Source organism: Acidimicrobiales bacterium (assembly GCA_041394185.1).
GTDB lineage: Bacteria > Actinomycetota > Acidimicrobiia > Acidimicrobiales > Poriferisodalaceae > JAAETH01.
The window spans coordinates 319649-344535 of record JAWKIQ010000004.1; the positions used below are offsets into that span (position 1 = coordinate 319649).

Here is a 24887-nt window from a genome sequence, read left to right on the forward strand (position 1 = left end):
CGGAGCCCGAAATGCCGGGAAATAGCCGCGACGGCCGCCGGAGGCTAGATCCGTTCCAGCGCGCCGCCGTCGAACAGGGGCGACACCGACTGGGCCGGATTCATCGCCTGCATCTGGTCGTCGCTGGGGGCTTCGACCGAGCCCTGGGCGGCGGCGATTGCAGCCGGCAACAGGGTGGCGTCGCTGGACGTGTTGAGGAACAGGTCGGGCTGGCCCAGCACATAGCGAACCGACAGGGCTATTGCGTCGGGGTCGGTCAGCGGCTCGTACCAGCTGTAGCGGCGGTCTTCGGGGCGGGGCCAACGGCCGCGTGCGATCGACTTGATGGTCTGCATGGCGACCTGGCGTTCGGTGCAGACCGTGCGCAGCTCGGCAACGTCCGAGCGATAGCCGGGCTCGCCCATCAGTGCGAAGTTGTACGGAAACAGCACGCTGTCGAAGTCGAATCGTTCCAGGCTGCGCAGGTGCATCCCGGCGATGCGCAGACCGTGGCCGGTCACGCCGATGAAGCGCACCAGGCCTTCGTCGCGGGCGGCCACCATGGCCTCGACGACTCCACCGGGTCCGTGAGCGACTTCGAACTCGTCGTCTTCGACCAGGTTGTGCAGCTGGATGAGGTCGATGTGGTCTACGCCCAGCCGTTGCAACGATTCCTCTAGCTGGCGGCGGGCCCCGTCGGCGGTGCGCTCGCCCGTCTTCGAGGCCAGGAACACCTCGTGGCGGTGATCGGCCAGCCACGGCGCCAGCCTCAACTCGGATTCGCCGTAGGAGCGGGCGGTGTCTATGTGGTTGATGCCCGCCTGCGATACCAGCTCGAGGGTGGCGTCGGCCCGGCCCTGGCTCATACCGCCCAGGGCGGCCGCGCCGAAGATGACCCGTGTGCTGTCGTGGCCGGTGCGGCCGAACGGCATGATCTCGATCATTGGTTCCCCCAGTGTCTTATGGCTAGATCTCGTCGAGCCAGATCGGCGCCCGGTCGAGCAGGTAGGTGCTGACGGTCTGGCACAGATCGAGCACCTCGCACAGGTCTTCGGTGCGCATGACGATCTGGCTCAGCGAAACCTGTATGCGGCCGACGATAGCCAGCGTGCGCTCGGACGGGTCGGTGATCGATGCGAACGAGTCGATCGCCGACACCTCGATGGGCAGGATGGTGCCGCCGATGCCGGCCAGATCGGTGGCCAGCACCAGCAGGTCGGGGCCCTTGGTCATGGGTGGCAGGGCCCAGTTGAACGACAGCGGCACGAAGAATTCGTCGCCGGGCAGCTCGTCGCCCAGATCGATGACGGCGTCCTCGAACGCCAACAGGGTGCGGGGTTCGGCCTCGAGCGCGAGGTGCAGGTCGAGCGGCCCACCGCAGGCCTCTTCGGGGTGCAGGTCGACCTCCCACGCCTGGCGCATCGAGTAGGTCTCTACGAAGTGCCGCTCGTCGTGGATGTGGAACCCGTGGTCGATTGCGTGTTCCTTCAGGTCGGATACGAATCCTGCGAGATCGATCATTGCCACGCCGAACAGCCTACGTCGATACGGTGGGGTCATGACCGACGAGGATTGGCTCGAGGTCCTGCTCGACGCCTCGCGCCGGGTGGCGGCCGAACTCGCCCAGTTCAAGGACCTGTTGGCCAAGGGCGAGCGCCCCGACCAATACGCGTTCGATCTGGCAGCCGACGCCGTGGTGCTCGATGCCGTGTCTGCGACCGGAGCCGGAACGTTCAGCGAAGAGTCGGGCGTTCGGCCGGGCCGCAACGGCCAGTGGGTGGTGATCGACCCTGTCGACGGCTCGACCAACGCCAGCAGAGGAATCCCTCACTACAACACCAGCCTGGCCGTGGTCGACGGCGATGGCGTGAGGGTGTCCGTGGTTGTCAATCAGGCAACGGGCGAGACGTTCCACGCCGTGCGGGCCGGCGGTGCGTTCCTGGACGGCCAGCCCATCGGGGCCTCGGGTTGTCGTTCGATGCGAGACGCGATCGTTGTTGTCAACGGGCTGCCGAAACGGCACCTCGGCTGGGCGCAATACCGGTGCTTCGGCGCCGCAGCGCTAGACATCGCCTACGTTGCCGCCGGACGTGTCGATGCCTTCACCGACATGCTGGGCCAACTGGGTATGTGGGACTACGCGGCGGCCCACCTGATCGCCGTCGAGGCGGGCGTGGCCGTGTCAGAGCGCAACGGGCGCGAGCTGTTTCATTTCGAGCACAGCGGCCGAAGGGGCCCGGTGTACGCCGCCAGCCCACAACTGCTCGCCGAGCTGACCGGCGCCTTGGCATCGGCGTGAAGCTGACCGCTGGTGGGCCCACTCGCTTGATGCTGCGCCTGTTCGGGCGTCTGCCTCTGCGAGCACGTCACATCATCGTTGGCTGGACATCGCCGGCCTATCGCATAGGCACCGTCGCCGTCATCCGCCACGAAGGGCGCATCTTGTTGGCCCGGCACTCGTACCGCAACGGTTGGGGTCTTCCCGGCGGCATGATCGGCTGGAGCGAGGAACCCGAAGACACCATCGTTCGCGAGATGGCCGAGGAGGTCTCGCTCTCGGTGACGATCGTCGGCAGGCCCGTTGCCATGCACCGCCGCGAACCTCGGCGCATCGAGTATTTCTATGACCTCAGGCTCGATGGGTGCACGCCCCAAGACGCGCACCCATCGAGCCCCGAGATCGAAGAGGTCCGCTGGTTCGAGGCAACAGAGCTTCCCCGCCTCGAGAGGGACGACTCGATCTCCTTCGATGCCCTGGACGAGATCTTCAGTCGGGACTGAACGCCGTTGCCTGCTAGTCCAGGCTGAAGGGCGGGTATTCGTCGGTCAGCAGGAACATGTAGGCGTTGACGCGGTGAGACAGTCTCATCGACTTCAGCACGAAGTCGCGCATGCCCTGGGGCCATGCGCCGGTGAACAGGATGGCGAAGAACGAGATCACCCACAGGATCGCCGCAACGATTCCAACCACCGCCACGAAGAGCAGTGCCGGAATGGCCAGGATGATCCTGAACGCCACCGTCAGGCGGTTGCGATTCTCGAAGGCGATGTCGAAGTTGGAGATGACCGGCGAGCCACCTGGGTCGGCGCCCTGCATGTCGAACCCAAACGGCGGATAGTCCTCGTAGAGATAGCCGGCGAACGTGTAGGCCCGCTCGCCATAGCGCACAGACATCGCCATGAAGTTGCCCAGCCCGACCGGCAGCTTGCCGGTGAACAGGATGGCGAACCAGGCGATCACGGCCACGAACTGGGTCGCGTAGTTGAGTGCTTGAGCGATGATCATGTGAGGTATCGCCATCAGCCAGTTGACCAGCGGACGCCATCTGGCGATTTGCAGCGGTGCTTCTAGCTCGAATGTTGCCGGATAGTTCATGGTGCCCCCAGGTGGATGTGACTACATGGTCGTGCCTGGAAGTTACTCCAGAGTTAACGGACAATGCCGCAGAGATGGATGGCACCGGGCTGTTCGGGGCCTTTTGGGCTAGGTTCTCCGCCTTGCCGCAGACTCCGCCCGCCGATCGCCTCGCAGCGAACCTACGTCTCATCGCGCTGCACGAGATGGTCGTCAGGGCCAACCCGTGGACAGCGGTGTTCGTGCTGTTCACGAGGTCGCGTTTCGACCTCGACGGAGCCGTGCAGCTTGCGGGCATCTACTACCTGTTCGTCGTGCTGTTCGAGGTTCCGAGCGGTTGGATGAGCGACCGCATCGGCAGGGTGCCGACCATCCGCATTGCGGCCGTCGCTTGGTTGGGGTCGTTCACCTGTTTCGCCGTTGGCGATGATCGGTTCGGCGTCATCGTGGCCGGCCAGGCGTTGCTGGCCGCCGGATACGCATGCTTGTCGGGCACCGACGTCACCTTCCATTTCGACACCCTCGAGGCGCTGGGTCGAGCCACTGAGTACGCAGATCGCCAGGCCAGGGTCGTCTCCAGAGGAATGGTGGTCGGCGCCACGGGCTTGCTCGCCGGTGGCCTGGTGGGCCTTGTCGACGTTCGGCTGGCTTTCGTGTTGTCGTTGAGCCTGGCGCTGGCCCAGACGGCCATCAGCTTTCGGTTCGTCGAGGCGCCTCACGGCGACCGGGCCGACGACATCTTGCGTCAGGTGGGTACGTGCGTTGGCTACCTCCGCAGCGCGCCGATTGCATGGATCTTCGGCTATGGCGTGGCGATGGTGGTGCTGGAGCATGTTGCCTTCGAGATGCTGCAGCCGTGGCTGACCGAGGCGCTGGGTCGCTCGCCGAACGACCTGGGCGTGGCTCCACTCTTGTCTGGTGCAACTCTGGCCGTCATGACCTTGGTGGGCGCGGCCGCGGCCCGATCCAGCGCGGTCCTGGGCCGGGCGCTGGGCGTCAGGTTCGCTCTGGTGGCGCTGGGTGCCCTGTCGGCGTGCATCGCCACGCTCATGGCCGCGTCCACGGGTCTGTGGGTGTTGGCACTGATTGCCTTCAGATCGGTGCAGGGTGCTGCGGCACCTGTGCTCATCAGCGCGTATGTCGCACCACGTATTGAACAGAGGCATCGGGCCACGTTCTTGAGTCTCGACTCGCTCGCTGGTCGGCTCACCTACGGCGCCTTGCTGTTGATGCTGTCGGTCGATGTCGGCGACGACGTGTCGAGGGTTCTGTGGAGGTTGTCGGCGGTCTCCTGGACGCTGGTCGCGTTGACGTTGTTGTCGGCGATGTGGGTGCGTCGAAGCCACGGTGCGGCAGGGCTCGACGACGGTCGGACGATGCAGTAGCCGTCGCCGGCACCGCGTAACGTTGCCACGGTGACAAACCCTGTTGAACAGGCCGACAACCGGTCGCGCATCTTCTACGGATGGTGGATCGTCGGCGCCTTGTTCATCGTGCTGGTGACCACGGCTGGTCTGGGCTTCTACAACGCCTCGGTCATTCTCTCCGCAGCCGAAAAGGAGCTGGGCCTGTCGACCACCGTGGTCTCGGCGGCCACGGCGATGTTCTTCGGCGTCAGCGGCATCACCGGCTACACCCTGGCCAAGCGGATGGACCAGGTCGACATCCGACTGTTCTATCTGGCCGGCGGCATCATGGGCGCCCTGACACTGTTCGGGCTCAAGTGGGTGCACAGCGGCCCGGCCTTGTTCTTGTTCTTCATCGTTTTTGGTGTGTCGTTCGCCATCGCCGGCCTGGTGCCGTCGACAACGCTGGTCGCCCGCTGGTTCGAAAAGAACCGCTCGGTGGCGTTGTCGGTGTCGTCAACGGGTCTCAGCGTTGGCGGTATTGCGATCACACCGTTTGTCGGGCGGGCTCTGGAAGATCACCAGCTCGCCGATGTCGGGCCGTGGCTGGCCTTGGCGTGGATCATCGGGGTCGTGCCGATCACGTGGCTGGTGCTGCGTTCGTGGCCCGCCGACAAGGGCATGAAACCCGACGGCGAGATGCTGGCCGTCGACGAGAAGGTCGACCTGTCGAAGGTGCCAGGGGCCACGTTCGCTCAGGCGAAGGCCAGCCGCTTCTATCGCCTGCTGTGCGCCGTCTACGCGCTGGTGTTCCTGGCTCAGGTCGGTGGCATCGCCCACCTGTACAACCTCACCAACGGGCGTGTTTCCTCGGCCGCCGCTGGTACGGCGCTGTCTGTTATGGCGGCGTCAAGCGTTGTGGGGCGCCTCATCGGGGGAGTGGTGGTCACCCGGATTCCCAGCCGCACCATGACGTTGGTGTTGGTGTTGGTGCAGTCGGCCGCGTTGGCGATCATCGGGCTGATGACCACCAAGGCGGGCATCGTCGCCGGCGCGGTGGTGTTCGGTCTCAGCGTCGGCAACCTGCTGATGCTGCAGCCCCTGCTGTTGGCCGAGACCTACGGGGTGCGCGAGTACAGCCGTATCTATTCGTTCAACCAGCTGTTCGGCACCATCGGAGTCGCTGGCGGGCCCTTCGTAATCGGTGCCATGAAAGACCTGTTCGACTACCGGGCGGCGTTTCTGATCGCCGCTTTGGCCAACGTCGTGGGTTTCGGTCTGATGATCATGGCCGGTTCGACCAAGACGCGCGCTCGACCTGGGAGGCCGAGAACGCCGCTCTGGTGTGTGATGCCCGGCCGGCCCTAGCAGTTGACCTCGACGGTTCCTTCCACGCCCTCGGCACCGAATTCACCAGCGGGAAGGAAGGTTCCGCTTCCGGTGATGGTCGAGCCGTCCTTGACCAGTTCGAGGGTGGCGCCCACCATCGAGTTGGCCTCCCACAGCGTGTCGAAAGTCTCGGCGTCGTAGATCGACACGGTCGCCGACCCGCCGAAGCTGTCGTCGCCGAACTGGGTCAGGTCGAAGTGGTAGGGCCTGTCGTAGGACGTGGCTGTGAACAGGATGGTCGACCCTGCAGCCTCCTGCGACTCGAGCACGCACAGCACCGAGAAGTCGAATGTCTCGCCGTTGGCCAGCACTACCCGAGCGCTGGCATTGGCCCCGGCGGTGGATGAGGCGTCGTCCGAGCCTGCATCGTCCTCGGCGGCGGCTCCGGCATCGTCGGCAGAGTCATCGGCGGCTGTCGTGTCGGTCGACTCGGCGGCCGTGGTGGTGGCGGTGTCGTCGCCTGCCGACCCCGAGCCGTTGTCGTCGGAGTCGCCACCACATCCGGCGGCCAAAACTTGCGACGAGGACTAGGGCGATGAAGGTTCTCATGGGAGCCACGAGACCGCGCGGACGACGGTAAGTCAAGTCACGTGGCGCGCACCGCCACGCAAGGCGCTACCGTATGCAGCCGCACGGGCGCATAGCTCAGTTGGCTAGAGCGCTGCCCTTACAAGGCAGATGTCGGGGGTTCGAGTCCCTCTGCGCCCACCATCCAGCTACTACCGGCGCTGATCCGGTCGCGGCCGGTTGCGTCTTTTGGGTTTGGGCGTACGACACGACCACGAGCTCACCGACGGTTGGGTTGTCGGGATCGTCTCGGGCTCGCAAGTCAGGTATTGGTGGTACAGGTGACGATGTTCGTATCGACCACACCTAGCACGCATTCGCCAATCCAGCGAGATCTCGTTCGCTACACCGAGTGGTTCCATCCAGACGGAACGACGTGGGCAGGAGCAGCCGGTGGGTGACAGTCGATGCCGGTACCTTGGCCTTCGTTTGTGCCTCGTGGTGTTGTTGGGGATCTCGTCCTGCAGTAGTAGCGAGGCTGAATTGTCGTGTGCTCGATGGGGGGAGCGCTTCGCAGGGGTATCGCCTGTGCTGAGGGTCGAAGATCATGTGCAGCTGCGAGATAGTGGTTTGCTGCTTGGTGGTGATTCAGCCTTGCCTTTGAACTCAGTCACTGGAGTTGAACTGGCTGAAGTTCGCTGCATTGCTTCGACACTGACGTCGACACACGTGCTTGCCGAGACCGCTGGCTCTTTCACAGGCCAAGGCTATGAGGTTTCCGGGAACGAGGGATCTACCGTCGGCCCGGCCGGGCCTGATCGGTGGAATCTGGAGTATGCCGGTTCGGCGTATTCCTTGATCGCAGACCGCGGGCCGGTGATGATCTCATTGTCAGGTGGGTTGGTTGAGGATGGGCCTGTAGTCGCTCTTGGTTTGGTGGGTTCTAGTGCTGATGAGCTGAGCCTTCTGGTGGGTTATGTTGGCCCTGAGGATCTTGTAACGAGTGAGTGGGTGCTCGGTCTCGTGGAGGCCGATGAGCGCGGGTTCCAGCCCGAGGAAGTCGAGGTACTTCGGGCCGATCCAGGGACGGTCCTGGTGCAAGTCCCGCTTGCGCCGGATCAGTTTTCGGTCATGTCGGATCTCGTGAACGGGTTCGGTATCGGTTGGGCATGGGAACTTTAGCAGTAGCGGAGCTGCCCGTCCGAGCTAAGACCTTGGTATCTGCAAGCCCGCTCGTTCCTGCTGAGGGAGGGGACGTTGCAGACCTTGTGGAGGTGAGTTGGCTCTGGTTGGAGGTCCATGTGCTATACGAGTTGTGACAGGTGCTGGCTAAGTCGATCGTGGTCAGATCGTTCGCTCTCAGTGGCCGCACGAACGGGACGGTAGATGTGGCCATGTGCAGATGTGGGCTCGTGTCTCTTCAGAATCAGCATTTGGAGCCTAAGGAGCCGAATGTCGGCCAAACATGACAGGGCGGATGCCAACAATCTCGCGGAAATTGAAGCACACTTCGGATTCGATGATGTGGCCGCTGCGCAGAACGTGCTCGCACTAATGGATGAGGCATGGCTCTGCACCTATGGCCTGGTCAAGACACCCCCAAAGATCAGGAGTAGGGTCATCCAGCTCGCTAGCGGGGATATCAAGGAGCTCGCACGCTACGCCCACACGGCAGTTTCTGACTGGCGTCTTCTCTTCGATCAAGCCTCCGATGATGACGAAGAGGCGGTCGATACGGGCCCAATATGGGAGCGGGTTGAAGAGGGTGGATACTGGGACAGGTTCTACTCGGAGTTCGAGTTCAGCCCAATGAACCGTGAGCCAGACGGTCGTTCGTTCATCGAGCCGAAGGGAAGTGTTGTCTACTCGCTCGAACCGATCTACTCCGGGCACCACTCAAATGAATGGCTATCCAACGCCGTCAACTTCGCCGTCATCTGGGGTATCTCGAACAGCCTGAAAGACAGTGAGCCCATTGTGGTTCTCGACTGGCAGCATCCTACTCATCTGCTTTGGCATAGCCGAGCCTCCGAGGTCAGCTATCAGAAGATGTTGGGCGAAGTTGCTCCGATTGCCTACTACGACTTCTACGCCTTCCTGAGCGCAGACATGACTTCTGGATCCATCGGCGATCCCTGGAGGAACACGCTATGCATTTTCGGGCGCCCGCTCGTCGATACCGTCGAGCCCGTACTGAGCCAGCTTCTGCCTGTACTCCGGGACGACAGGAGCCTTGATTGAAGTTAGGAGGCCTTCTCGCCCCTTCCGGATTCCACGTCAGCCTTCTTGGTGCCTGGGTCGTGTACATAGCCGAATGCGTCAAGCCAGACGTCGTCGGTCGATGGCAGTAAGGGCACGTGCCACCCTTTATCGACACTATTCGGTGCTTGATCTTGAGAACGCATGGCGATTCGAGCCAGCGACCGGGCTTTCGCGGTTGGATCGGTCGGACTTGGTTCTAGTGGTTGACAGCCTGGGCGTGGTGCGGTGGATTCGCCTGGAGTGCGGAGGCCTCTTTCGGATATCGGCCTATAGGTTGTGAGCCCTCGGTCAGAGAGGGCCGGTGGGTGCATCGATGGGCCGCTGCCGGAGCGGCGCCGACATTGGCGGTGTCCTCGATCGAGGTCATGGAGTCGGCTCGGTGCCAGCCTGGGATGGCGGGCGTTCGCACCGGTTAGGTTTGGTGAGCATGGGGCGGATCCGATCGACTGCAGGATGGGTGTTCGTCGCGATGCTGACGGCGGCGGTGTTGGCCGTAGGCGGTTGTGGAGACGACGACAGCGGCCAGGGCACCCAGGGTGAAGACCTCACCGAGGCGGGCCGCGGGTTCGTGGGGACGGTCGAAGGAACCGACGCCTTCGTCGCCCTGTTGTTGGGTGGCGGCGAAGCAGTCGTATATGTCTGCGACGGGTCGCAGGACATCTCCGAGTGGTTTGCAGGTCCAGCGGAAGGGTCGGGAATCGAGCTCAGCAACGAGGTCGGTGCCTCGGTCTCGGCGACTCTGTCCGACACTGGCTACCGCGGGTCGGTGACTCTCGGCGATGGGGAGCGCCACGAGTTCGAGGCCGTGGCGGCCGAGCCGGGAGCCGGGCTTCTGCGCATCACCGGACCGGAGGCAGAAGCCGACGGTGTTGTGGCCGGATGGATCGTCGACAACGATGGTGACTACCGCGGATCGCTGCGTGTGGGCGGATTTTCGAGAACACCGCCCGCGGCGCCAGGTGGATCGGTGAGTCTCGACAACACCAGCTACCCGGTGTCGGTCTTCCTGATTCCGCCTAAGACACCGGCTACGCCTCCGGGCGTTCCGATCCCTTATCCGAACATCGGGATGGCCGCTACCGCCACGCGCTAAGGCTCCGCCATGTGAACGAGGCCGCCCCGGCCGTGACCTACACCGGATCGGCCAGCGCCACCACGACCTGACGATTGCCGGTGTACGGATCTCGGCTGTGTGCCATGGCGATGTTGTCGACGAACAACAGATCGTTGGTGCGCAACGGTTCGCTGATCGCACACTTGTCATAGGCGGCGTTGATCGTTTCGACGACGTCGGGCCCGATCGGGTCGCCGTTGCCGAACCGGGTGGTGAACGGCAGCCCGTCCTCACCGTAGGTGTCGATCAAGAACTGGCGCACCTCGGGTTTCATGGTCCACTCGTTCAGGAACGCAATCTGGTTGAACCAGCTGCGTTCTCCGGTGACGGGGTGCTTGATCACTGCGTCGCGGCGTTGCCTTGTGATCAAGCTGCCGTCGGGTCGCCATTCGTGGTCGATGCCGTTGTCGCGGCAATAGCGCATGATCGCTGCCCGATCGTCGGTTCCGAACGCCTCGCCGACGGACAGGCCGATGTCTTCGCTGTAGCAACGGCACAGCATCCAGCCATGGCGTTCGAAGCGCTCGACCAGGTCGCCAGGAAGGTGGCCGAGCACCTCCGATGACCTTGCCAGCGAAATCGCGCCACCGCTCTCGCCGGCCTGCAAGCACCCGAAGATGATCTTCGATGGGAACCGGTGTACGTAGCTGAGCTCGTGGTGCATACACATCTGCTGGTTGGCCGGCCACTGCGATGAGGAGTAGATCCGTGGCGAATGCTCGATGCGTTCGGCGAAGGCCTCTGTGTCTCGGGCCAGTTCGTCTGCGATGCATCGAGCTGCCGCTGCGAACAGGTCTGGTCCGTTGATGGTCAACCCCCTGACCAGCACGGCACCATGTTCGGTAATAGCCGATCGGAGCGCGGCCTGATGGGCCGCAACCCATCGGTCGGCGGGTTGCTTGTCATCGACGACGACTAGCGGGGGTCGACCTTCGCCGAGCGACACCTCGAAGGGCTCGGCTTCGGCTCCTTCGGCGCCAACCCGAGCCGCGGACGTATGGCCCGATTCGGGTTCGCTCGCTTCGGCTGCGACGTCCTCGCCGAGCATCACCTGGCGAACGACTCCAGCTGCGAGCGACGGTTCGGTGCGGATGAAGAAGTGGCCGCCGCGTTCGAGTTGTATCAACCGGACTGTTTCGGCAAAGCGCTCCCACTCGCCGAGACGCGACGACGCATCGGCCGTCGCATCGTCGCCGGCGGCTGAGACGACGATGAGCGGTGTCGCCATCGGTTCGGCGGCCGAACTCTCGAGCTCGTTGATGAAGAAGCGACTGGCGTTGGAAACGTCGTGTCGATACGCAGCGCCGAGCTGTCCCAGCTGACCTGCGTCGAGGTGCTCGATTTCGGCGTAGCCCGTGGCTTCGAGAAGAGACGTCGCCATCTTGCGGTCACTCATGGCCGACAGGTCGTCCAGGAACGACCGCCGGAGGGCGACGTCGCCGGGCATCTGGGCGGCGACGAACACAGCCGCCAGTTCGACACCTTTGTTGCCCAGTCGTCGGGCTACCTCCAAGGCCAACGCAGTTCCAGCCGAGTGCCCCCAAAGCGCCACCGGGCGTTCGCTCAGGGCCGCGACCTCGGCAGCGACCCTGTCGGCCACCTCGCCAAGTGGCACGAAATCGTCGTCGTTCTCGCCCATGTCGTGGCCGGGCAACTCGACGGCATGTACCGCCAACCCTGATCCGCTCAGTGCTTGTGCGAGCGCCCGAAAGTTGATGGCATTCCCACCCGCGTACGGCATGCACACGAGAACACCGTTGCGTCCGTCGTCGCTGTCGGACAGTCGCTGCAACAAGCTGTCCGACGTGGCCTCGTCGCCGTCGAGTACGCAAGCCAGGTCGGCCAGCACGGGTGTGCCTGTGACGTCCTTCAGCGTCACGGCACCGTCGAGAGCCACGACCAGCTCGACCGCCGACAGCGAGCTGCCTCCGCGATCGAAGAAGTTGTCTCGCCGTCCGATCTCGTCGACGGGAACTGCGAGAATGCCCGACCATATGTCGGCCAGTCGCCGTTCGGTGTCGGTGCTGAGCGGCTCGTAGTCGTCGACGGGACTGTCGAGCTCGGCCGCCAGCGCTCTCAGCGCCTTCTTGTTGATCTTGCCGTTGTCGGTCAGCGGCAACGATTCCATCCAGTGGAACACGGTCGGCACCATGTACTCGGGCAACGAACGACCGAGGTGGTCTTGCAGATCGGCCGCAGAACAGTGGGCGCCCGAGTGGAAGGCGACGAGATGCTGCTCGCCATCTGATTTGTCGGTGACGACGACGGCCGCCTGTCGCACGCCATCGCGGGTCAGCAGGGTGTTCTCGATCTCGCCGATCTCGATTCGAAAACCGCGGATCTTCACCTGAGCGTCGCGGCGCCCGAGGTACTCGAGCTTCCCGTCGGGACGCCACCTGCCGAAGTCACCACTCCGATACAAGCGTTCACCCGGGCGGATGGGGTCGGCGAGGTATGCCTGGGCGGTGCGGTCTGGATCGTTGATGTAGCCCCGACCCACGCAGATACCCGAGAACACGATCTCGCCAGGTGCGCCAAGTGGAACGGGGGCGAGGAACTCGTCGACTACATAGACGTACACATTGTTGACCGACGGCCCAAGTGGCACGGTGCCGTAGGGCGCTTCGGTCATCACCTCGTGGTTGGTGTCGTCTGAAGTCTCCGTCAGACCGTACGCGTTGGCGAGCTTGATGCCGTCGAGCGACCGGAAGAACCGATGCGCCAGCTCGAGGCTGAGAGCCTCGCCGGTGACCGATACACAGTGCAGGTCGGACAGTTCGACCGGGTGTTGTTCGAGGTATGTCAGCAGCACTTCGAGGTACGAAGGCACCACCTGCATAACGCCGACCTTCGCTTCGACGATGAGCTCGGCGAACCGGTCGGGCTGCATGATGGTGTCCTGGTCGACGATGAGCGTCGAGCCACCAACCAGCAGCGACGACACGAGCTGCCACAGCGAGATGTCGAAGCACTGGGGCGCGATCTGGGCGACAATCTCACCCTCGCCGATGCCGAAGTCGTCGATCTTGGCGTAGAGGTGGTTGATCATTCCGGCGTGCTCGCACATTGCGCCCTTGGGTTCGCCCGTCGAACCCGAGGTGAAGTAGATGTAGGCCAGCTGATGCAGCCCGACAGCGATGTTCGGGTTCGTTACCGCCGCCGAACTCGCGAGCATGTCTTCGACATACAGCTGCCTGGAGGGTGGCAGCGAGCTCAGCGCCTCGGTCAACGTTTCGGTGCTGCCCCGCTCGGTCACGATCAAGGTGCAGCCCGCCCGGGCCAGGGTTCGCTCGATGCGGCCTGGAGGGAAGTGCGGTTCGATGGGCAGATACACCCCACCCGCCTTGAAGACGCCCAGCACCGACGCCATCCACCCGAGGTTTCGTTCGGTGACGACGGCTACCACCGTTTCGGTTGTGACACCGTTCTCGATCAGAGAATGGGCGATACGGTTCGCGTTCTCGTTCAGCTGGGCGTACGTCCACGCGTCGCCTCGACAGCGCGCTGCGATCGCGTCGGGATGACGTTCGGCTCGCTCTTCGAAAAGCTCATGCATGCGCTTGTCCGGCAGCTCGCGTTCAGGCCCGCTGAGCCCTTCGATCTGGAACTCGAGTTCGTCGGCTCCGACGACGCTGTGGCGAGCCACTATTGCCCCGGGTCGTCGCACAGCAGACGTAGCGCCCGAACGTGGTACCCGGCGATTCGCGTCGCGTATTCGGCGCTGAAGTGGCTGGTGTGATGCCGCACCCTCAGGTGTGAGCCGGCGATGCCCCCGTACACGCCGACACCCAGCCACACGGCGTCTGGGAGCGAGCCGGTGTTGTCCAGCGACCCCACCACCGTCTCGAACAATGGCGTTTCGAGGTTCAGGTCGGATCGCAGCGCGCCCAGGTCGAACCCGGCGTGCCTGGTCGCGTCCGCGGCGACCGAAGCCGCATCGCCAACCAGCTCACCGAAGGTCTTGTCGCCACCGATGCTGAGGTGGCACGGGAGCGCGACTTGGACCTCGTCGTCGGGAATCAGGCCCATGACGACGTCGCGTTCTCCGGTGAGCGACGCCACAACGTGCGTGTGCGCCGCCAACAGGACCGCTGTGACCGAGGTGTTGAATCGCTCCGACAGGTCGCGGACCCGAGCCATCAATTCTGTGTCGATGCCGACACTCGTGTCGGCGACGCGATCGGTGAGGTCGATCGTCCAACGCGGTAGCGGTGTGAAACCGCCAGACATCAAGACGTCGTGCCAATAGCGCCTGCTGTCCAGTGTCTCAATCGGTGCGTTGGTGGTTGTTGTTGCATCTGTCGTGGTCGACACGAGTTCCGCCCCCTGGTCTATATGTATGAGTGCTTCGAGCTCGCGGCTGGGGTTCTCGCCCCAGTGGCTGCCCGGCACGACGTCGCTTCCCTTCATCAGGAACGAGGCCGCATCGAGCGTCGCTCCGTCTCCCATCGTCACGCCGTAGTGCACGAGGCTCCCGACCCCGAGCGTGACTCCCGATCCGATGACGATGTCGTCGGACTTGAACGAGCCGTCTTCTTGCGAGTGCGGCTGGATGAGAGAACCTGCGTTGAATACGCAGTCATCGCCGATGGTGACCATGGTCTTTTAGATGAGTGCGCAGCCGTCGTCGAACAGGCGCTTGCCAACCCGAACCCCGTAAAGCCGCCACATGACGCTCTTGAACGGCGTGCCGTTGAACACCGCCGGCTGCGAGCTGAGCTTCCAGAACCGTTCGATGCGCCACGACCTCCGGTCGTAAATCGAGCAGTGCATCGGTTCGAGGTCGCGGAACCCGATGCTGGCGCGTTCGGCAACCGCCAGATAGACCGGAGCGACGATGGCTGTAGCGATGGCCGTCGCGAACAAGCCCAACGGGCCGAGCGCATCGAAAGCGTCTATGGCGCCTACAGCGACTGCAACAACCGTGGTGGTCAACAGATACCGATGCGACAGGCCCAAGATCATCGAAGCGATGTTGCTTCGGTTCTTCGCCCTCAGCAGGCGCGGGAACTGCTCGCTCTCACGAAGTTCGGCGAACTCTTGATCGCGAAAAACCGATCGAGGTATCTCGAACGCGGGCGATCCGAGGAATCCGACTCCGTCGCGTCGTTCGCCGGATGTGGGTACAACCGTCTTCGACGCCAGCAGGCAGTTGTCGCCGACGGTGCTGTGGGACGGGTAGAAGATGTTGTTGCCGAAGAAGCTGTCGGAACCAACCCGAACCTCGTTCACCCTAAACGACGTGCTCGAGTAGTCGTTGTTGAGTGCGTAGAAGCCGTCGGCGGCCATGGTGCCTGGACCGACCGAGACGTAGTACGGGTTCTCGTGGACGACGCTGGTTCCGAAGTTCGACCCTGTCTGCTTCTCGAACGACACGTCGTATCCGATCAGCTTCAGGTAGTGGACGATGTAAGAGGTGTCCCCGAGCAGCCAGGTCCAGAACTTCGAGTTCGTGAAACGCTCGATTCCGCGCTGAGCCATGTAGTGAAGGCCGTAAAGGCTGTACGTGGTGTTCGGCCGGACAAACACCGACAGGACTCGTCCCGCCGCCACCGCAAGTGCGAGGCGAACGACCATCAGGGTCACGAACACCAGCCCGGACAGGATCAGAACCGATACAAGGTCGAAGCCCGCCGAGATACCCAGGAAGCTGTCGGTCTCACTCATCGCCCAACGCCAGTCGGCGAGCGCTCCAAACGCCACCGTCGGGAGCGGGAGGGTGACGAGCAGGTGGAACGACAGCTGCAGTAGGCCGTAGCCGAACCGTCGACGGGTGGACGCGAGGCCCGCTTCGACGGCCATGTAGTCGACGTCGCTATCGGTCGTGGCGGGCACGCCGACCCGTCGCTGGCCCGCAGGGATCGACTGGCCGACCCCCAGCGAAGACGAATGGCCGAGTTGGGCGCCGTCGCCGACCTCGCTGTCGATCTCGAGGACGGTGGCTTCACCGACGAACGCGTTGTCGCCGATGCGCACCGTTCCGGTCTGGATGACCGAGCCGGTTGCCCTGTAGCCACTGAACACTGCCGAGCGCCGGATCACCGCGCCAGATCCGATAGAGATGAGGTCGGTGCAGACAGGCATTCCACGAGAGAAGATCACGGCGCCTTCGCCTATGCGGGCGCCGAGCAACCGCAGGTACACCGGGAAGACGGGTGTGCCGGCGAACAACACGACCGGATTTGCCCGAAGCGCTGTCTTGACGAGCCAGAAGCGGAAGTATCGGAGACTCCAGATGGGAATGGTCTCCACCTTGAAACGACCGACAAGGGTCCACTTGAGTGCAACTGGGAACAGGGCCAGGCCTACGAAGTGTCCGCTGCCCACGATGATCGCCCGCAGGTATGTCTGGACCGCTCCAGAACCGTTCGCCACCCACTCGTATCCAAACGACAGGGTGAGCGACAGTGCCAGGGCGGTGACGATGAACGTTGCGAGCTGCAGTGCTCCGCACAGCCAATACGAGGCCGTCGATGCTGGGGCCGCCGAGGAGTGCAGGGTCGTGCGCGGTCCGTCGGTATCGCGTTGTCCCGCTCGATTGTCGGAATGGGACGTCTGTGCGATCGCTATCTGGTGCTCGAGGTGATCGGCCAGCCGTGCCGCCGTGGGGTTCTGGTAGACGTCCTTTATTGCCACAGGCGGCAGGCCCGGAACGCTGCGCAGGCGAGCGCAGAGTTGGGCGATCAGCAACGAATCGGCCTCGAGCTCGTCGAAGAAGTCGGCGTCGGCGTCGATGCCGTCACGTTCGAGTACCGACTCGAGCGCGATTGTGAGCGCCAGCAGAATCGAAGACTGTTCCTTGCGGATCGCGACCTGTCCAGCTCGGGAAATGGCTCCTGCTCCACCCATTGGAAGCCCCTCAGAGTCGCGGCGCATGCCGTTGCGCCCGCTACTTCGACTATTCGCCACCTGCCGGCGGTGTCCAGGGCCCTTGGTCCCAGTTGCAGTTTGAGTAGCGTTGTTTTTGGGCTGATAACTCTCTTCGTGGTGATGGCATCGCTGCAAGTGTCGAATTGATAGGTGTAACCACACCGGCTCGCGACCGTCTAGAAGGACGTGGATCCCGATCTCTCACCAGACCAGACGGCGACGGTTGCGGCACTGGTCGAACGTCTCGTGGCGTTCCACGCTGAACTGGAACCAGCAGAGCAGGCCGAGTTGGAACGTATCGTCTGGGCGTCGCTGCCCGCCCCTGACCGTTTCGCCCTGAGCGGACGGGCTGAGCCATTCTCGGAGACCGAGAGCGCGCTCGTAGACCGACTCGCAGCGGAGATCTGATCGTGAGCGAATCGGTGACCCTCATCATGAAGGCCACGCGGTTGTGCAACCTTCGTTGTGACTACTGCTACGACTGGCGTGCCGAGAAGAACCAGATCATGTCATTCGAGGTTCTGGCGCACACGATCGCACGGGTCCTGCGCCACCAAGAACACCGGGTCGTTGAGTTCGTCTGGCACGGGGGCGAGCCGACACTGCTCGGCATGGAGTTCTTCGAACGGGCCATGCTGTTGCAGGCCCGCTTCCGCCGCACCGGACAGATCGTCCGCAACACCATCCAGACCAACGCGACACGCGTGGACGGCGAGTGGGCGGACTTCCTCGCCCGACACGACTTCGAGGTCGGCGTCTCCATCGACGGTCCGGAGGCCATTCACGATCGGACCCGCCTCTACGCGAACGGCAAACCGTCCTGGAGTGATGTGCGAACCGGGTTGCGGACACTCGTCGATCGCGGCGTAAACGTCGGAGTCTTGATGGTCGTCGACCGCCCCGTCCTCGACCTTGGCCCTCGCAGGGTCGTCGACTTCTTCATCGCCGAAGACATCAAGGCCTACGGCCTGCTGGCCGCCAAGCCGGCGAGCCAAGTGGAGCGAACCCCTGGCGAAGCGACGCCCCACTATGTGACGCCGCGCGAAATGAGCGAGTTCCTGATCGGTGTCGACGAATGCCTCGCGGCCCACGGCGACCCAGACATCCAGGTCCGCGAGCTCGAAGCCTTGCGCACCAAGATTCGTGGATCGGGACGGCGCCACTGCACCTTGTCGGGATTCTGTGTCGGCAAGTACTTCGTCGTCGAGCCCGATGGCGAGGTCGCCCATTGCGATCTGTTCGTCGGCGACCCCGACTACACGCTGGGCAACGTTCTGGAGGACACCTTCTCGGACTTCCGAGCCTCATCCAACGCCACAAACCTGCGCGGCCGCAACGAGCGCGAAGTGGCTGCGATGTCGAGCTGCTCGGGTTTCGACATCTGTGCAGGCTGGTGCCCTCATGAGCGCTACAGCGCGGTACGTCACGATCCCGAGTACGACCCGTCGTGCTGCGGCCAAAAGACCCTCATCGAGCACCTGATTGCACGCGAGGAGGCCGCACCATCTGTCACCAGAACCTCGGTGCAGATCGCGGAGCGCCGACCCGGCTCGATACCGACCCGAGATCGATTCGAAGACCTTTCCGGATCCAGCAATATCAACGAGGAGACACGAACATGAGCAACGACGAAACCACGGTCGGCGAGGAGCTGGTCGGGTCGCTCGCAGCGAAGCTAGAGGAGTTCGCAGCCGGGCTCGAAGGCGAAGAGCGCGCACTTCTGCAAGAGGTGCTCGCCCGGGGCGGGTCCGCTGATGACGATGAGGTCACGGGGTTCAGCAAGATGAACTTCCGCGACATCAGCATCAGGAGCATGGGAGACCTCATCGGTCGACCGATCAACGCCGCAACAGAAGGCTGGATGGAGATCGGCGAAGGCTGGTTCAAGAAGCCAATAATCGTGGGCTGACGCCTAGGTGGCTCTGGGTGTTGGGCCGAAGGGGTGGGCTAGCTTTCGCAGATGAGCGTTGAAATCACCGAGCACACTCTGAAGAGCGACCGGCACACCACCGGCTACCTGGCCGCCGGCCCTGTGGACGGGCCGCTGTTGGTCTTCGTGCACGGCTGGCCCGAGCTGTCGATCTCGTGGCGAAACCAGCTGCCGGTATTTGCCGGACTGGGATTCCGGGTGATTGCGCCGGACATGCGCGGATATGGCCGGTCGTCGACGTACGACCGGCTCGACGCGTTCTGCCAACTCGAGATCGTCGCCGACATGCTCGAATTGCACGACCATCTCGGCGGGCCCCAGCGGAGTGCGATTTGGGTAGGCCATGACTGGGGAGGCCCGGTTATGTGGAACATCGCCAGCCATCATCCCGATCGTTGCCGAGCGGTCGCGAGCTTGTGTGTTCCCTACGCCACGGTCGAGTGCGGCCTCGACGCTCTCGTCGAGCTGGTCGACCGCGACGTGTATCCCGAGGATCAGTATCCGGCCGGTCAGTGGGACTACATGCTGTATTACCGCGAGAGCTTCGAACGGGCCAGCCAAGTCTTCGGCGCCAACGCCTACAACATGGTCAGGGCTCTGTTTCGCAAGGGCGACCCGGGTGGTGTGGGAAAGCCGGCGTCGACCGCCAGCATCCGGGCTGGCGGCGGCTGGTTGGGAGGTGCCGACGAGTTCCCCGAGCTTGCGATGGACGCAGACGTCGTCACCGAAACCGACCTACGGTTCTACGCCGCCGCGCTCGACCGCAACGGCTTCTTCGGGCCAGACGCCTGGTACATGAACCACGAGGCAAACGCCGAGTACAGCCGCGAGGCCGTCAACGGCGGCCGGCTGGACATGCCGGTGCTGTTCCTCCACGGTCGATACGACTACACGTGCCAATCCGTCGAGTCGCGGCTGGCCGAACCGATGCGCGCCCTGTGCTCGAATCTGACCGAGCACATCGTCGACAGCGGACACTGGATGGCCCAGGAGCGCCCGGCCGACGTCAATCGCCACCTCGCCGACTGGCTCTTCCGCGTGGTCGGGGCTTAGCCGATAGCGTTGTCGGCTCGCCCGCAACCGACCGGAGGCAATTCCATGGCTAACCCCACGGCCACCTGTGAGACATCACTCGGCACGTTCACCATCGAGCTGTACGCCGACGAGATGCCGATAACTGCAGGCAACTTCATCGAGCTCGCCAAGAGCGGCTTTTACGACGGCCTGCACTTTCACCGGGTGATCAACAACTTCATGATCCAGTTCGGTTGCCCCCACTCGCGCGATCCGAAGAGCCCTCGCGCCGGCACCGGCAACAGCCCCAACGGCACCATCGCCGACGAGCACCCGCCCGAACACCAGCTGTCGAACGAGCCTGGCACGCTGTCGATGGCCAACACCGGCCGCCCCAACAGCGGTAGCTGCCAGTTCTTCATCAACACGGTCCACAACCACTACCTCGACTGGTTCACGCCCGGACAGTCGAAGCACCCCGTGTTCGGCCGGGTAACCGAAGGCATGGATGTCGTACACAAGATCGAGCAGACGCCGACCGGCCAGAACGATCGCCCGACCACCCCAGTCCAGATGGTGAAGATCACCATCCAGGACTGAGTTCGACGCCTGCCCGGCTTGGGTGGCCCTCACCCAGCCGTCGCGGCCAGGCCGATCTCTCCCAACAGGCCGATGCGGTCGACTATGTGGCCGTTGGCCGGCAGGTTCATCGTGATGCCGTCGATGCCGGTGTCCATACATGCCTGCAGCTTCTCGCCGACGGTGTCTGGGTCGCCGTAGATCAACACGCCCTTGGCCATTTCGATGATGGCGTCGTTCCAACCCTTGGCCTCGGCCACGCTGCGCAGGTCGGCCTCGGCCTGCTCCATCGTCGGCGCGACCAGCACCATCAACAGCTTGGTGACCTTGATCTGCGAGCGGTCGCGGCCCAGTCGTTCGCAGTGGGCGGCCAGGGCGTCGAGCTTGCGGGGGATCTCTTCGACGGTGCCGGTCAGGTTCGACTCGTCGGCGTACTGGGCCACCATGCGAAGTGTCTTCTGCTCGCCCGATCCGCCGATCATGACCGGGATGCGCGAGATCGGAGCCGGCGAGTTGACGGCGTTGTTCACCTGATAGTGCTTGCCCTGGAGGGTCACCGTCTCTCCGCGCAGCATCGGGACGATGATCTGCAACGCCTCCTCGAGCTTCTCGAAGCGGTCGGTGAAGGTGCCGAATTCGTAGCCGAGCGAGTTGTGCTCGAGCTCGAACCAGCCGGCGCCGATGCCCAGCGTGGCTCGCCCGCCCGACACGTGGTCGAGTGCGGTGATGGTCTTGGCCAGCAGGGTCGGGTGCCGGTAGGTGTTGCCCGTCACCAGGGCCGAGAGCCTGACCGACTGGGTGTGCTGGGCCAGCGCCGACAGCATCGAGTAGCACTCGAACATCGGCTCGTCGGGGGCGCCGATGCCGGGCAGTTGGTAGAAGTGGTCCATCAGGAACACACGGTCGAAACCTGCGGCCTCGGCTGCCTTTGCCTGCGCCACCACGTTGCCGAAGATCTCGGCCCCGTCGATGCCTGGATAGGTGAAGTTGGGAATCTGGTAGCCGAGCCTGGTCATCGGAGGAGCTCCTCGTTGGTGAGTACCTGACGCAAAGGCCAGATTTCGTCAGGTCGAAACCTGACACATACGGCGAGGTGTGTCAACATCTGGTCGTGGTGAATCATGAGCCCGGCTCAAGGAAGCCCATGGGTCGTGGACAAGCGAGACGCGCTGCGATCTTGGCCGCGGCCGTCGACCAGTTCTCTCGTCGCGGCGTGGCGGGCACATCGATGGCCCACATCGCCAAGGCAGCGGGAGTGTCTCGTCCGGCGCTGTACCAGTACTTCAGCGACAAGGACGAGATCTTCTCCTCGGCCTTTGTCGGGCTGTTCGAACAGCTGGTCGACAACGCGCTGGACGCGCTGGAGCAGCCCGGCACCACAGCAGAACGTCTCGACGGGTTTCTGCAACGCTACGAAGGCGACCTGTTCGAACGAATGTCGGCCTCACCTCACGTCGACGAGATAACCGGGGCTAAGAACGAACAACTGGCGTCTGCGACTGCCGCCGTGATCTCGAGGCTCGCGGACGGCCTCGCCGCGTACCTGGCGTCTGTTTCGACCAGCAGCGGCTCGAAGGCCCGCCGGCAGCGCGACTCGTGGCTGGAGATGTTGCGATTGGCGCCAAAGGGCCTTCGCTTCGACCAGCCGACAGTCGACGTGTTTCGACATCGACTGAGCACGTTGGCCGCCTTGGTCGCAACGGCGGTCGATGCGCAACGAGAGCGAGCATGAGCACCGTTTCTGCCAACCTCGCCTGGTATCGACGGCACCAACTCCTGGCAGGCGCCATGTTCTGGGTGCCGACGATGATGCTGTTCCTGATCGACGGGTTCGGCTTGGCCGCGGCGCTGCGACTGCAGGCCGTGTACTACGCCGCCGTGGTGGTCATGGAGGTTCCGTCAGGGTGGCTCAGCGACCGATTCGGGCGGGTGCTGACCTTGCGAGTGGTCGCCGTGGCGTGGGCGGGCGCGTACTCGATGTTCCTGCTGGGCGATCTTGCTGCAGTGGTGCTCGGACAGGTGCTGCTGGCTGCGGGCTACGCGTTCTTGTCGGGCACCGACGTTACGTTTCACCTCGAATCACTAGAGGCCGAGGGCCGGGCCGCAGAGTTCGCCCAACGAGAGGCGTCGAGCCGCCAAGGATTGCTGTACGTCAGCGCTGTCAGTGCGCTGCTGGGCGGCGCGCTGGCCATGGCAGACCTGAGGCTGCCCTTCGTCTTGTCGCTGGTGTTCGCCATCGCCCAGCTTGTGGTGGCGATGCAGTTCGTGGAGGTTCCGGCCGAACGCGACCAGTCGCCGAGTTTTCGGGCCGACATCGCAAGATCGGCCGCTCGGCTGAAAGACCCGCTGCTGGCCTGGGTGGGGCTGTACATGATCAGCCAGGTGGTTGCGGTTCACCTGGTGGCCGAGCTGACCCCCGCCTACCTGACCGACGTATTCGGCGCGACCACCGACGCGACCGAATGGGCGGCGTTGTCGACCGGCGTCATCGCCGCGGTGGTGGCCACCGTGGCGGCGCTGTCGTTGAAGGGCCTTCCGGCCACGGTTGGCCGCCTCGGTCTGGCCGCCGTGCTGTTGTTGCTGGCAGCTGTGCCGCTGGTGGTCATGGGCGCAATGGCCGTGGTGGCCGCCGGCTGGGTGCTGCCGTTGTTGACGCTGAGGCGGGTGCAGGCTGCCGCCTCTTCTGTGCTGGTGCCCGCTGTGGTTGCTGCCCATGTCGATGCGAAGAGCCGAGCGACGCTGCTTTCGATGCTGAGCCTGGCCGGTCGTCTCAGCTACATGGCCGTGCTGTTGTTGCTGGCCGGCTCTGCGGGCGACCAACTGGGGCGGTCTCTGTGGCTGGCGACCGCCGCCATCGGGGTGTTGTGGATTGCCGTGGTGGTCGGCCAGCGGCGGGTGCGCGACTTTCCCGACGATCTCGAACACGACCACGACCACGTGCACGACGAGATGGAACACGACCACCTGCACACCCACGGCGACGGTCATCACGATCACCACCACTATCCGCCCGTCGAAGGCCCGCATCGGCACCGGCATCACCACCCGCCGATGCGCCACAAACACCCTCACACCCGGGACGATCACCACCTACACGACCGCTGACCCTGGCGAACGCGACGGTGAAAAAGCGTCTCCGCGGGGACGTTTTCTGGCCTCTCGGGTAGCCAGGCAGTGTTCGGTCAGCACGGCTACGACAAAGCCGAAGTCGAGACGGTCGTTGGCCCACAGGCTTTGGATGGACTGTGAGGTAATGCGCCCGGGCGGGGCGACGTCGAGCACACCCTGGACGGATCCGCCGAGCGGTTCGATTGCCAGCTCGGTGCCATCGGGCGTGGCCCACCTGACCTGTCCGCCGTCGAGCGAAACCGACCAACCCCCTTCGTGGACCAGGTGGTGATGGAAGCCGCACAAGCTGATGAGGTTGTCGAGATCGGTCGGGCCGCCGTTGGCCCAGTGAACTATGTGGTGGGTATGGAGCCAGGTGGTGGCGCCACATCCGGGAAAACGGCACGTGCCGTCGTCGCGGCGGTGCACCGCGCGGCGCAGCCGGCGATTGGGGAGCTTCGTCTGGCGGCCCTCGTCGTGGACGTGGCCGCCGGCCTCGAGCATGACCGACGAACTGATGTCGCACGCCCACCTCTTGGCGACCTCGGGTGCAACACGTTTGCCCGACAGCGTCACCTCGCCGCCGCTGCCATCAGCTTGGGTGCCTTCGCTGTCGGCGAGTTCTTGCAGCCCGTCGGTGTCGACCACCAGAGTCAGTCGACCCACGTCGCCACGGTGGGCAGCGACCGGGTTGGCGGCCAGCACCTGCTCGGCGATACGCACCAAGGCGTCGAACCGCACGGCCCCTATGCCGCCGCGCTCGACCTGGGCCGAGTGGCGTGTTTGGTCGGTGCCGGCGATGGCATCGTCGAGCATCTGTGATGCGACCACGTCGAGCGCCGCCCAGATGGTCTCGACCAGATCCGCAGGCCCCACGGTCGTCAGCATGTCCAGGGCGTCTTCGCGTCGCGACCGCTTGACGTTGCGCCTGGCGAACGCCGAGGCCGCATCGGCGTTCTCGTCGCGGTCGAGGGCGGCCTTGACCGCTGCGACAGTGCGCTCGAGTTGGCCGCCGGTGGAGTGTTTGGCGCGGTCGACCCACTCGGCGTCGTCTTCTGGCAGTGCAACGCGGGTGATGGCCCTGACCTTCGAATACGACAGCTCGCCCGCGGCAAACGCCGCCGATATCGCCGGAAGATCGTCGAGCGCTCGGGCCGTGCGCACCTTCTCTCGTGCCGTGTGCAGGTCGTCGCCGCACTTCCAAGAAAGCCAGTGGGCGGCCGACTTGCACCCCCACGACCGCCACCCCTCGCGGCGGTCGTAGTCGGAGATCCAACGCAACAGCTGGGCCGAAGCCGCCGCGATGTGACCCGACAGCTGTGTGATGTTGTCCTCGAGACGCTCTAGTGGAATCAAGGAGTACCCCCGTTTCGATTGTGCCGACACAATCAACCTAGATAGGGGGTGGGACGCTCCCGATGCGAGGGCCGGGTG

Annotated in this window: 23 protein-coding genes and 1 tRNA gene; 15 read left to right on the top strand and 9 right to left on the bottom strand. The window is 64.0% G+C overall.

Going from position 1 to position 24887, the window contains the following annotated elements:
- Nucleotides 1-44: 44 nt before the first annotated feature.
- Together R2770_19355 and R2770_19360 are read right to left on the bottom strand one after the other, a co-directional pair.
- Nucleotides 45-923 carry an aldo/keto reductase gene (locus tag R2770_19355; GenBank protein MEZ5282621.1) on the bottom strand — a complete coding sequence of 293 codons (879 nt, stop codon included), beginning with the start codon at nt 921-923 and terminating at the stop codon, nt 45-47.
- 22 nt (nt 924-945) lie between these two features.
- A complete protein-coding gene (locus R2770_19360; GenBank protein MEZ5282622.1) occupies nt 946-1500 on the bottom strand; it encodes a hypothetical protein in 555 nt (184 codons plus the stop codon).
- Nucleotides 1501-1537: 37 nt separating this feature from the next.
- Between R2770_19360 and R2770_19365 the strand changes: the two genes are divergently transcribed.
- Both R2770_19365 and R2770_19370 read left to right on the top strand, forming a co-directional pair.
- The gene (locus tag R2770_19365; protein ID MEZ5282623.1) at nt 1538-2278 is read left to right on the top strand and encodes an inositol monophosphatase; all 741 of its coding nucleotides are present in this window, start codon (nt 1538-1540) and stop codon (nt 2276-2278) included.
- On the top strand, nt 2275-2760 hold the full coding sequence (locus tag R2770_19370) for an NUDIX domain-containing protein (protein ID MEZ5282624.1): 486 nt from the start codon (nt 2275-2277) through the stop codon (nt 2758-2760). Before R2770_19365 ends, R2770_19370 begins: the two co-directional genes overlap by 4 nt.
- A gap of 13 nt (nt 2761-2773) precedes the next feature.
- Here R2770_19370 and R2770_19375 read toward each other — a convergent pair whose 3' ends face one another.
- A complete protein-coding gene (locus R2770_19375; GenBank protein ID MEZ5282625.1) occupies nt 2774-3355 on the bottom strand; it encodes a DUF4389 domain-containing protein in 582 nt (193 codons plus the stop codon).
- Nucleotides 3356-3477: 122 nt separating this feature from the next.
- On the opposite strand from R2770_19375, the gene R2770_19380 reads away from it, so the two are divergent.
- Both R2770_19380 and R2770_19385 read left to right on the top strand, forming a co-directional pair.
- Nucleotides 3478-4719 (top strand): MFS transporter, encoded by a 1242-nt coding sequence (locus tag R2770_19380; GenBank protein ID MEZ5282626.1) that lies wholly within the window; start codon nt 3478-3480, stop codon nt 4717-4719.
- A 30-nt stretch (nt 4720-4749) separates the two neighbouring features.
- Entirely contained in the window at nt 4750-6048 is a 1299-nt protein-coding gene (locus R2770_19385) for an MFS transporter (GenBank protein MEZ5282627.1), read from the top strand.
- Here R2770_19385 and R2770_19390 read toward each other — a convergent pair.
- Nucleotides 6045-6581 carry a hypothetical protein gene (locus R2770_19390; protein MEZ5282628.1) on the bottom strand — a complete coding sequence of 179 codons (537 nt, stop codon included), beginning with the start codon at nt 6579-6581 and terminating at the stop codon, nt 6045-6047. The genes R2770_19385 and R2770_19390 overlap by 4 nt on opposite strands.
- 122 nt (nt 6582-6703) lie before the next feature.
- On the opposite strand from R2770_19390, the gene R2770_19395 reads away from it, so the two are divergent.
- The 4 genes from R2770_19395 (at nt 6704) to R2770_19410 (ending at nt 9931) form a co-directional block, all read left to right on the top strand.
- Nucleotides 6704-6780, top strand: a tRNA-Val gene (locus R2770_19395).
- 384 nt (nt 6781-7164) lie between these two features.
- On the top strand, nt 7165-7758 hold the full coding sequence (locus R2770_19400; GenBank protein ID MEZ5282629.1) for a hypothetical protein: 594 nt from the start codon (nt 7165-7167) through the stop codon (nt 7756-7758).
- A 270-nt stretch (nt 7759-8028) separates the two neighbouring features.
- On the top strand, nt 8029-8817 hold the full coding sequence (locus R2770_19405; protein ID MEZ5282630.1) for a DUF2716 domain-containing protein: 789 nt from the start codon (nt 8029-8031) through the stop codon (nt 8815-8817).
- Nucleotides 8818-9265: 448 nt separating this feature from the next.
- Nucleotides 9266-9931: a hypothetical protein gene (locus R2770_19410; protein MEZ5282631.1), complete on the top strand. Its 666-nt coding sequence runs from the start codon at nt 9266-9268 to the stop codon at nt 9929-9931.
- Nucleotides 9932-9968: 37 nt separating this feature from the next.
- On the opposite strand, the gene R2770_19415 is transcribed toward R2770_19410, so the two are convergent.
- Genes R2770_19415 through R2770_19425 form a run of 3 tightly spaced genes read right to left on the bottom strand, consistent with a single transcriptional unit; the run spans nt 9969 to nt 16801 of the window.
- Nucleotides 9969-13598, bottom strand: a complete 3630-nt coding sequence (locus tag R2770_19415; GenBank protein ID MEZ5282632.1) for an amino acid adenylation domain-containing protein — start codon at nt 13596-13598, stop codon at nt 9969-9971.
- Entirely contained in the window at nt 13598-14551 is a 954-nt protein-coding gene (locus tag R2770_19420; protein ID MEZ5282633.1) for a DapH/DapD/GlmU-related protein, read from the bottom strand. The genes R2770_19415 and R2770_19420 overlap by 1 nt, the downstream gene beginning before the upstream one ends.
- A 6-nt stretch (nt 14552-14557) precedes the next feature.
- Nucleotides 14558-16801, bottom strand: a complete 2244-nt coding sequence (locus R2770_19425; GenBank protein ID MEZ5282634.1) for a Pls/PosA family non-ribosomal peptide synthetase — start codon at nt 16799-16801, stop codon at nt 14558-14560.
- A 207-nt stretch (nt 16802-17008) separates the two neighbouring features.
- Here R2770_19425 and R2770_19430 point away from each other — a divergent pair, with 207 nt between their 5' ends.
- From R2770_19430 to R2770_19450, 5 genes are read left to right on the top strand one after another with little or no spacing between them, the layout of a single operon-like run.
- Complete coding sequence (locus tag R2770_19430) at nt 17009-17230, top strand: hypothetical protein (GenBank protein ID MEZ5282635.1); 222 nt, start codon at nt 17009-17011, stop codon at nt 17228-17230.
- A 2-nt stretch (nt 17231-17232) separates the two neighbouring features.
- Complete coding sequence (locus R2770_19435; protein ID MEZ5282636.1) at nt 17233-18444, top strand: radical SAM protein; 1212 nt, start codon at nt 17233-17235, stop codon at nt 18442-18444.
- A complete protein-coding gene (locus tag R2770_19440) occupies nt 18441-18731 on the top strand; it encodes a hypothetical protein (GenBank protein ID MEZ5282637.1) in 291 nt (96 codons plus the stop codon). Before R2770_19435 ends, R2770_19440 begins: the two co-directional genes overlap by 4 nt.
- A 51-nt stretch (nt 18732-18782) precedes the next feature.
- The gene (locus tag R2770_19445) at nt 18783-19805 is read left to right on the top strand and encodes an alpha/beta hydrolase (GenBank protein ID MEZ5282638.1); all 1023 of its coding nucleotides are present in this window, start codon (nt 18783-18785) and stop codon (nt 19803-19805) included.
- 45 nt (nt 19806-19850) lie between these two features.
- Entirely contained in the window at nt 19851-20366 is a 516-nt protein-coding gene (locus tag R2770_19450) for a peptidylprolyl isomerase (GenBank protein ID MEZ5282639.1), read from the top strand.
- Nucleotides 20367-20395: 29 nt separating this feature from the next.
- Here the strand turns inward: R2770_19450 and R2770_19455 are convergent, their stop codons facing one another.
- Nucleotides 20396-21361 carry an LLM class F420-dependent oxidoreductase gene (locus R2770_19455; protein ID MEZ5282640.1) on the bottom strand — a complete coding sequence of 322 codons (966 nt, stop codon included), beginning with the start codon at nt 21359-21361 and terminating at the stop codon, nt 20396-20398.
- Between the two features lie 128 nt (nt 21362-21489).
- On the opposite strand from R2770_19455, the gene R2770_19460 reads away from it, so the two are divergent.
- Nucleotides 21490-22077 (top strand): helix-turn-helix domain-containing protein, encoded by a 588-nt coding sequence (locus R2770_19460; GenBank protein ID MEZ5282641.1) that lies wholly within the window; start codon nt 21490-21492, stop codon nt 22075-22077.
- Entirely contained in the window at nt 22074-23450 is a 1377-nt protein-coding gene (locus R2770_19465) for an MFS transporter (protein ID MEZ5282642.1), read from the top strand. The genes R2770_19460 and R2770_19465 overlap by 4 nt, the downstream gene beginning before the upstream one ends.
- On the opposite strand, the gene R2770_19470 is transcribed toward R2770_19465, so the two are convergent.
- Nucleotides 23436-24809: a DUF222 domain-containing protein gene (locus R2770_19470; GenBank protein ID MEZ5282643.1), complete on the bottom strand. Its 1374-nt coding sequence runs from the start codon at nt 24807-24809 to the stop codon at nt 23436-23438. The genes R2770_19465 and R2770_19470 overlap by 15 nt on opposite strands.
- Nucleotides 24810-24887: the final 78 nt, after the last annotated feature.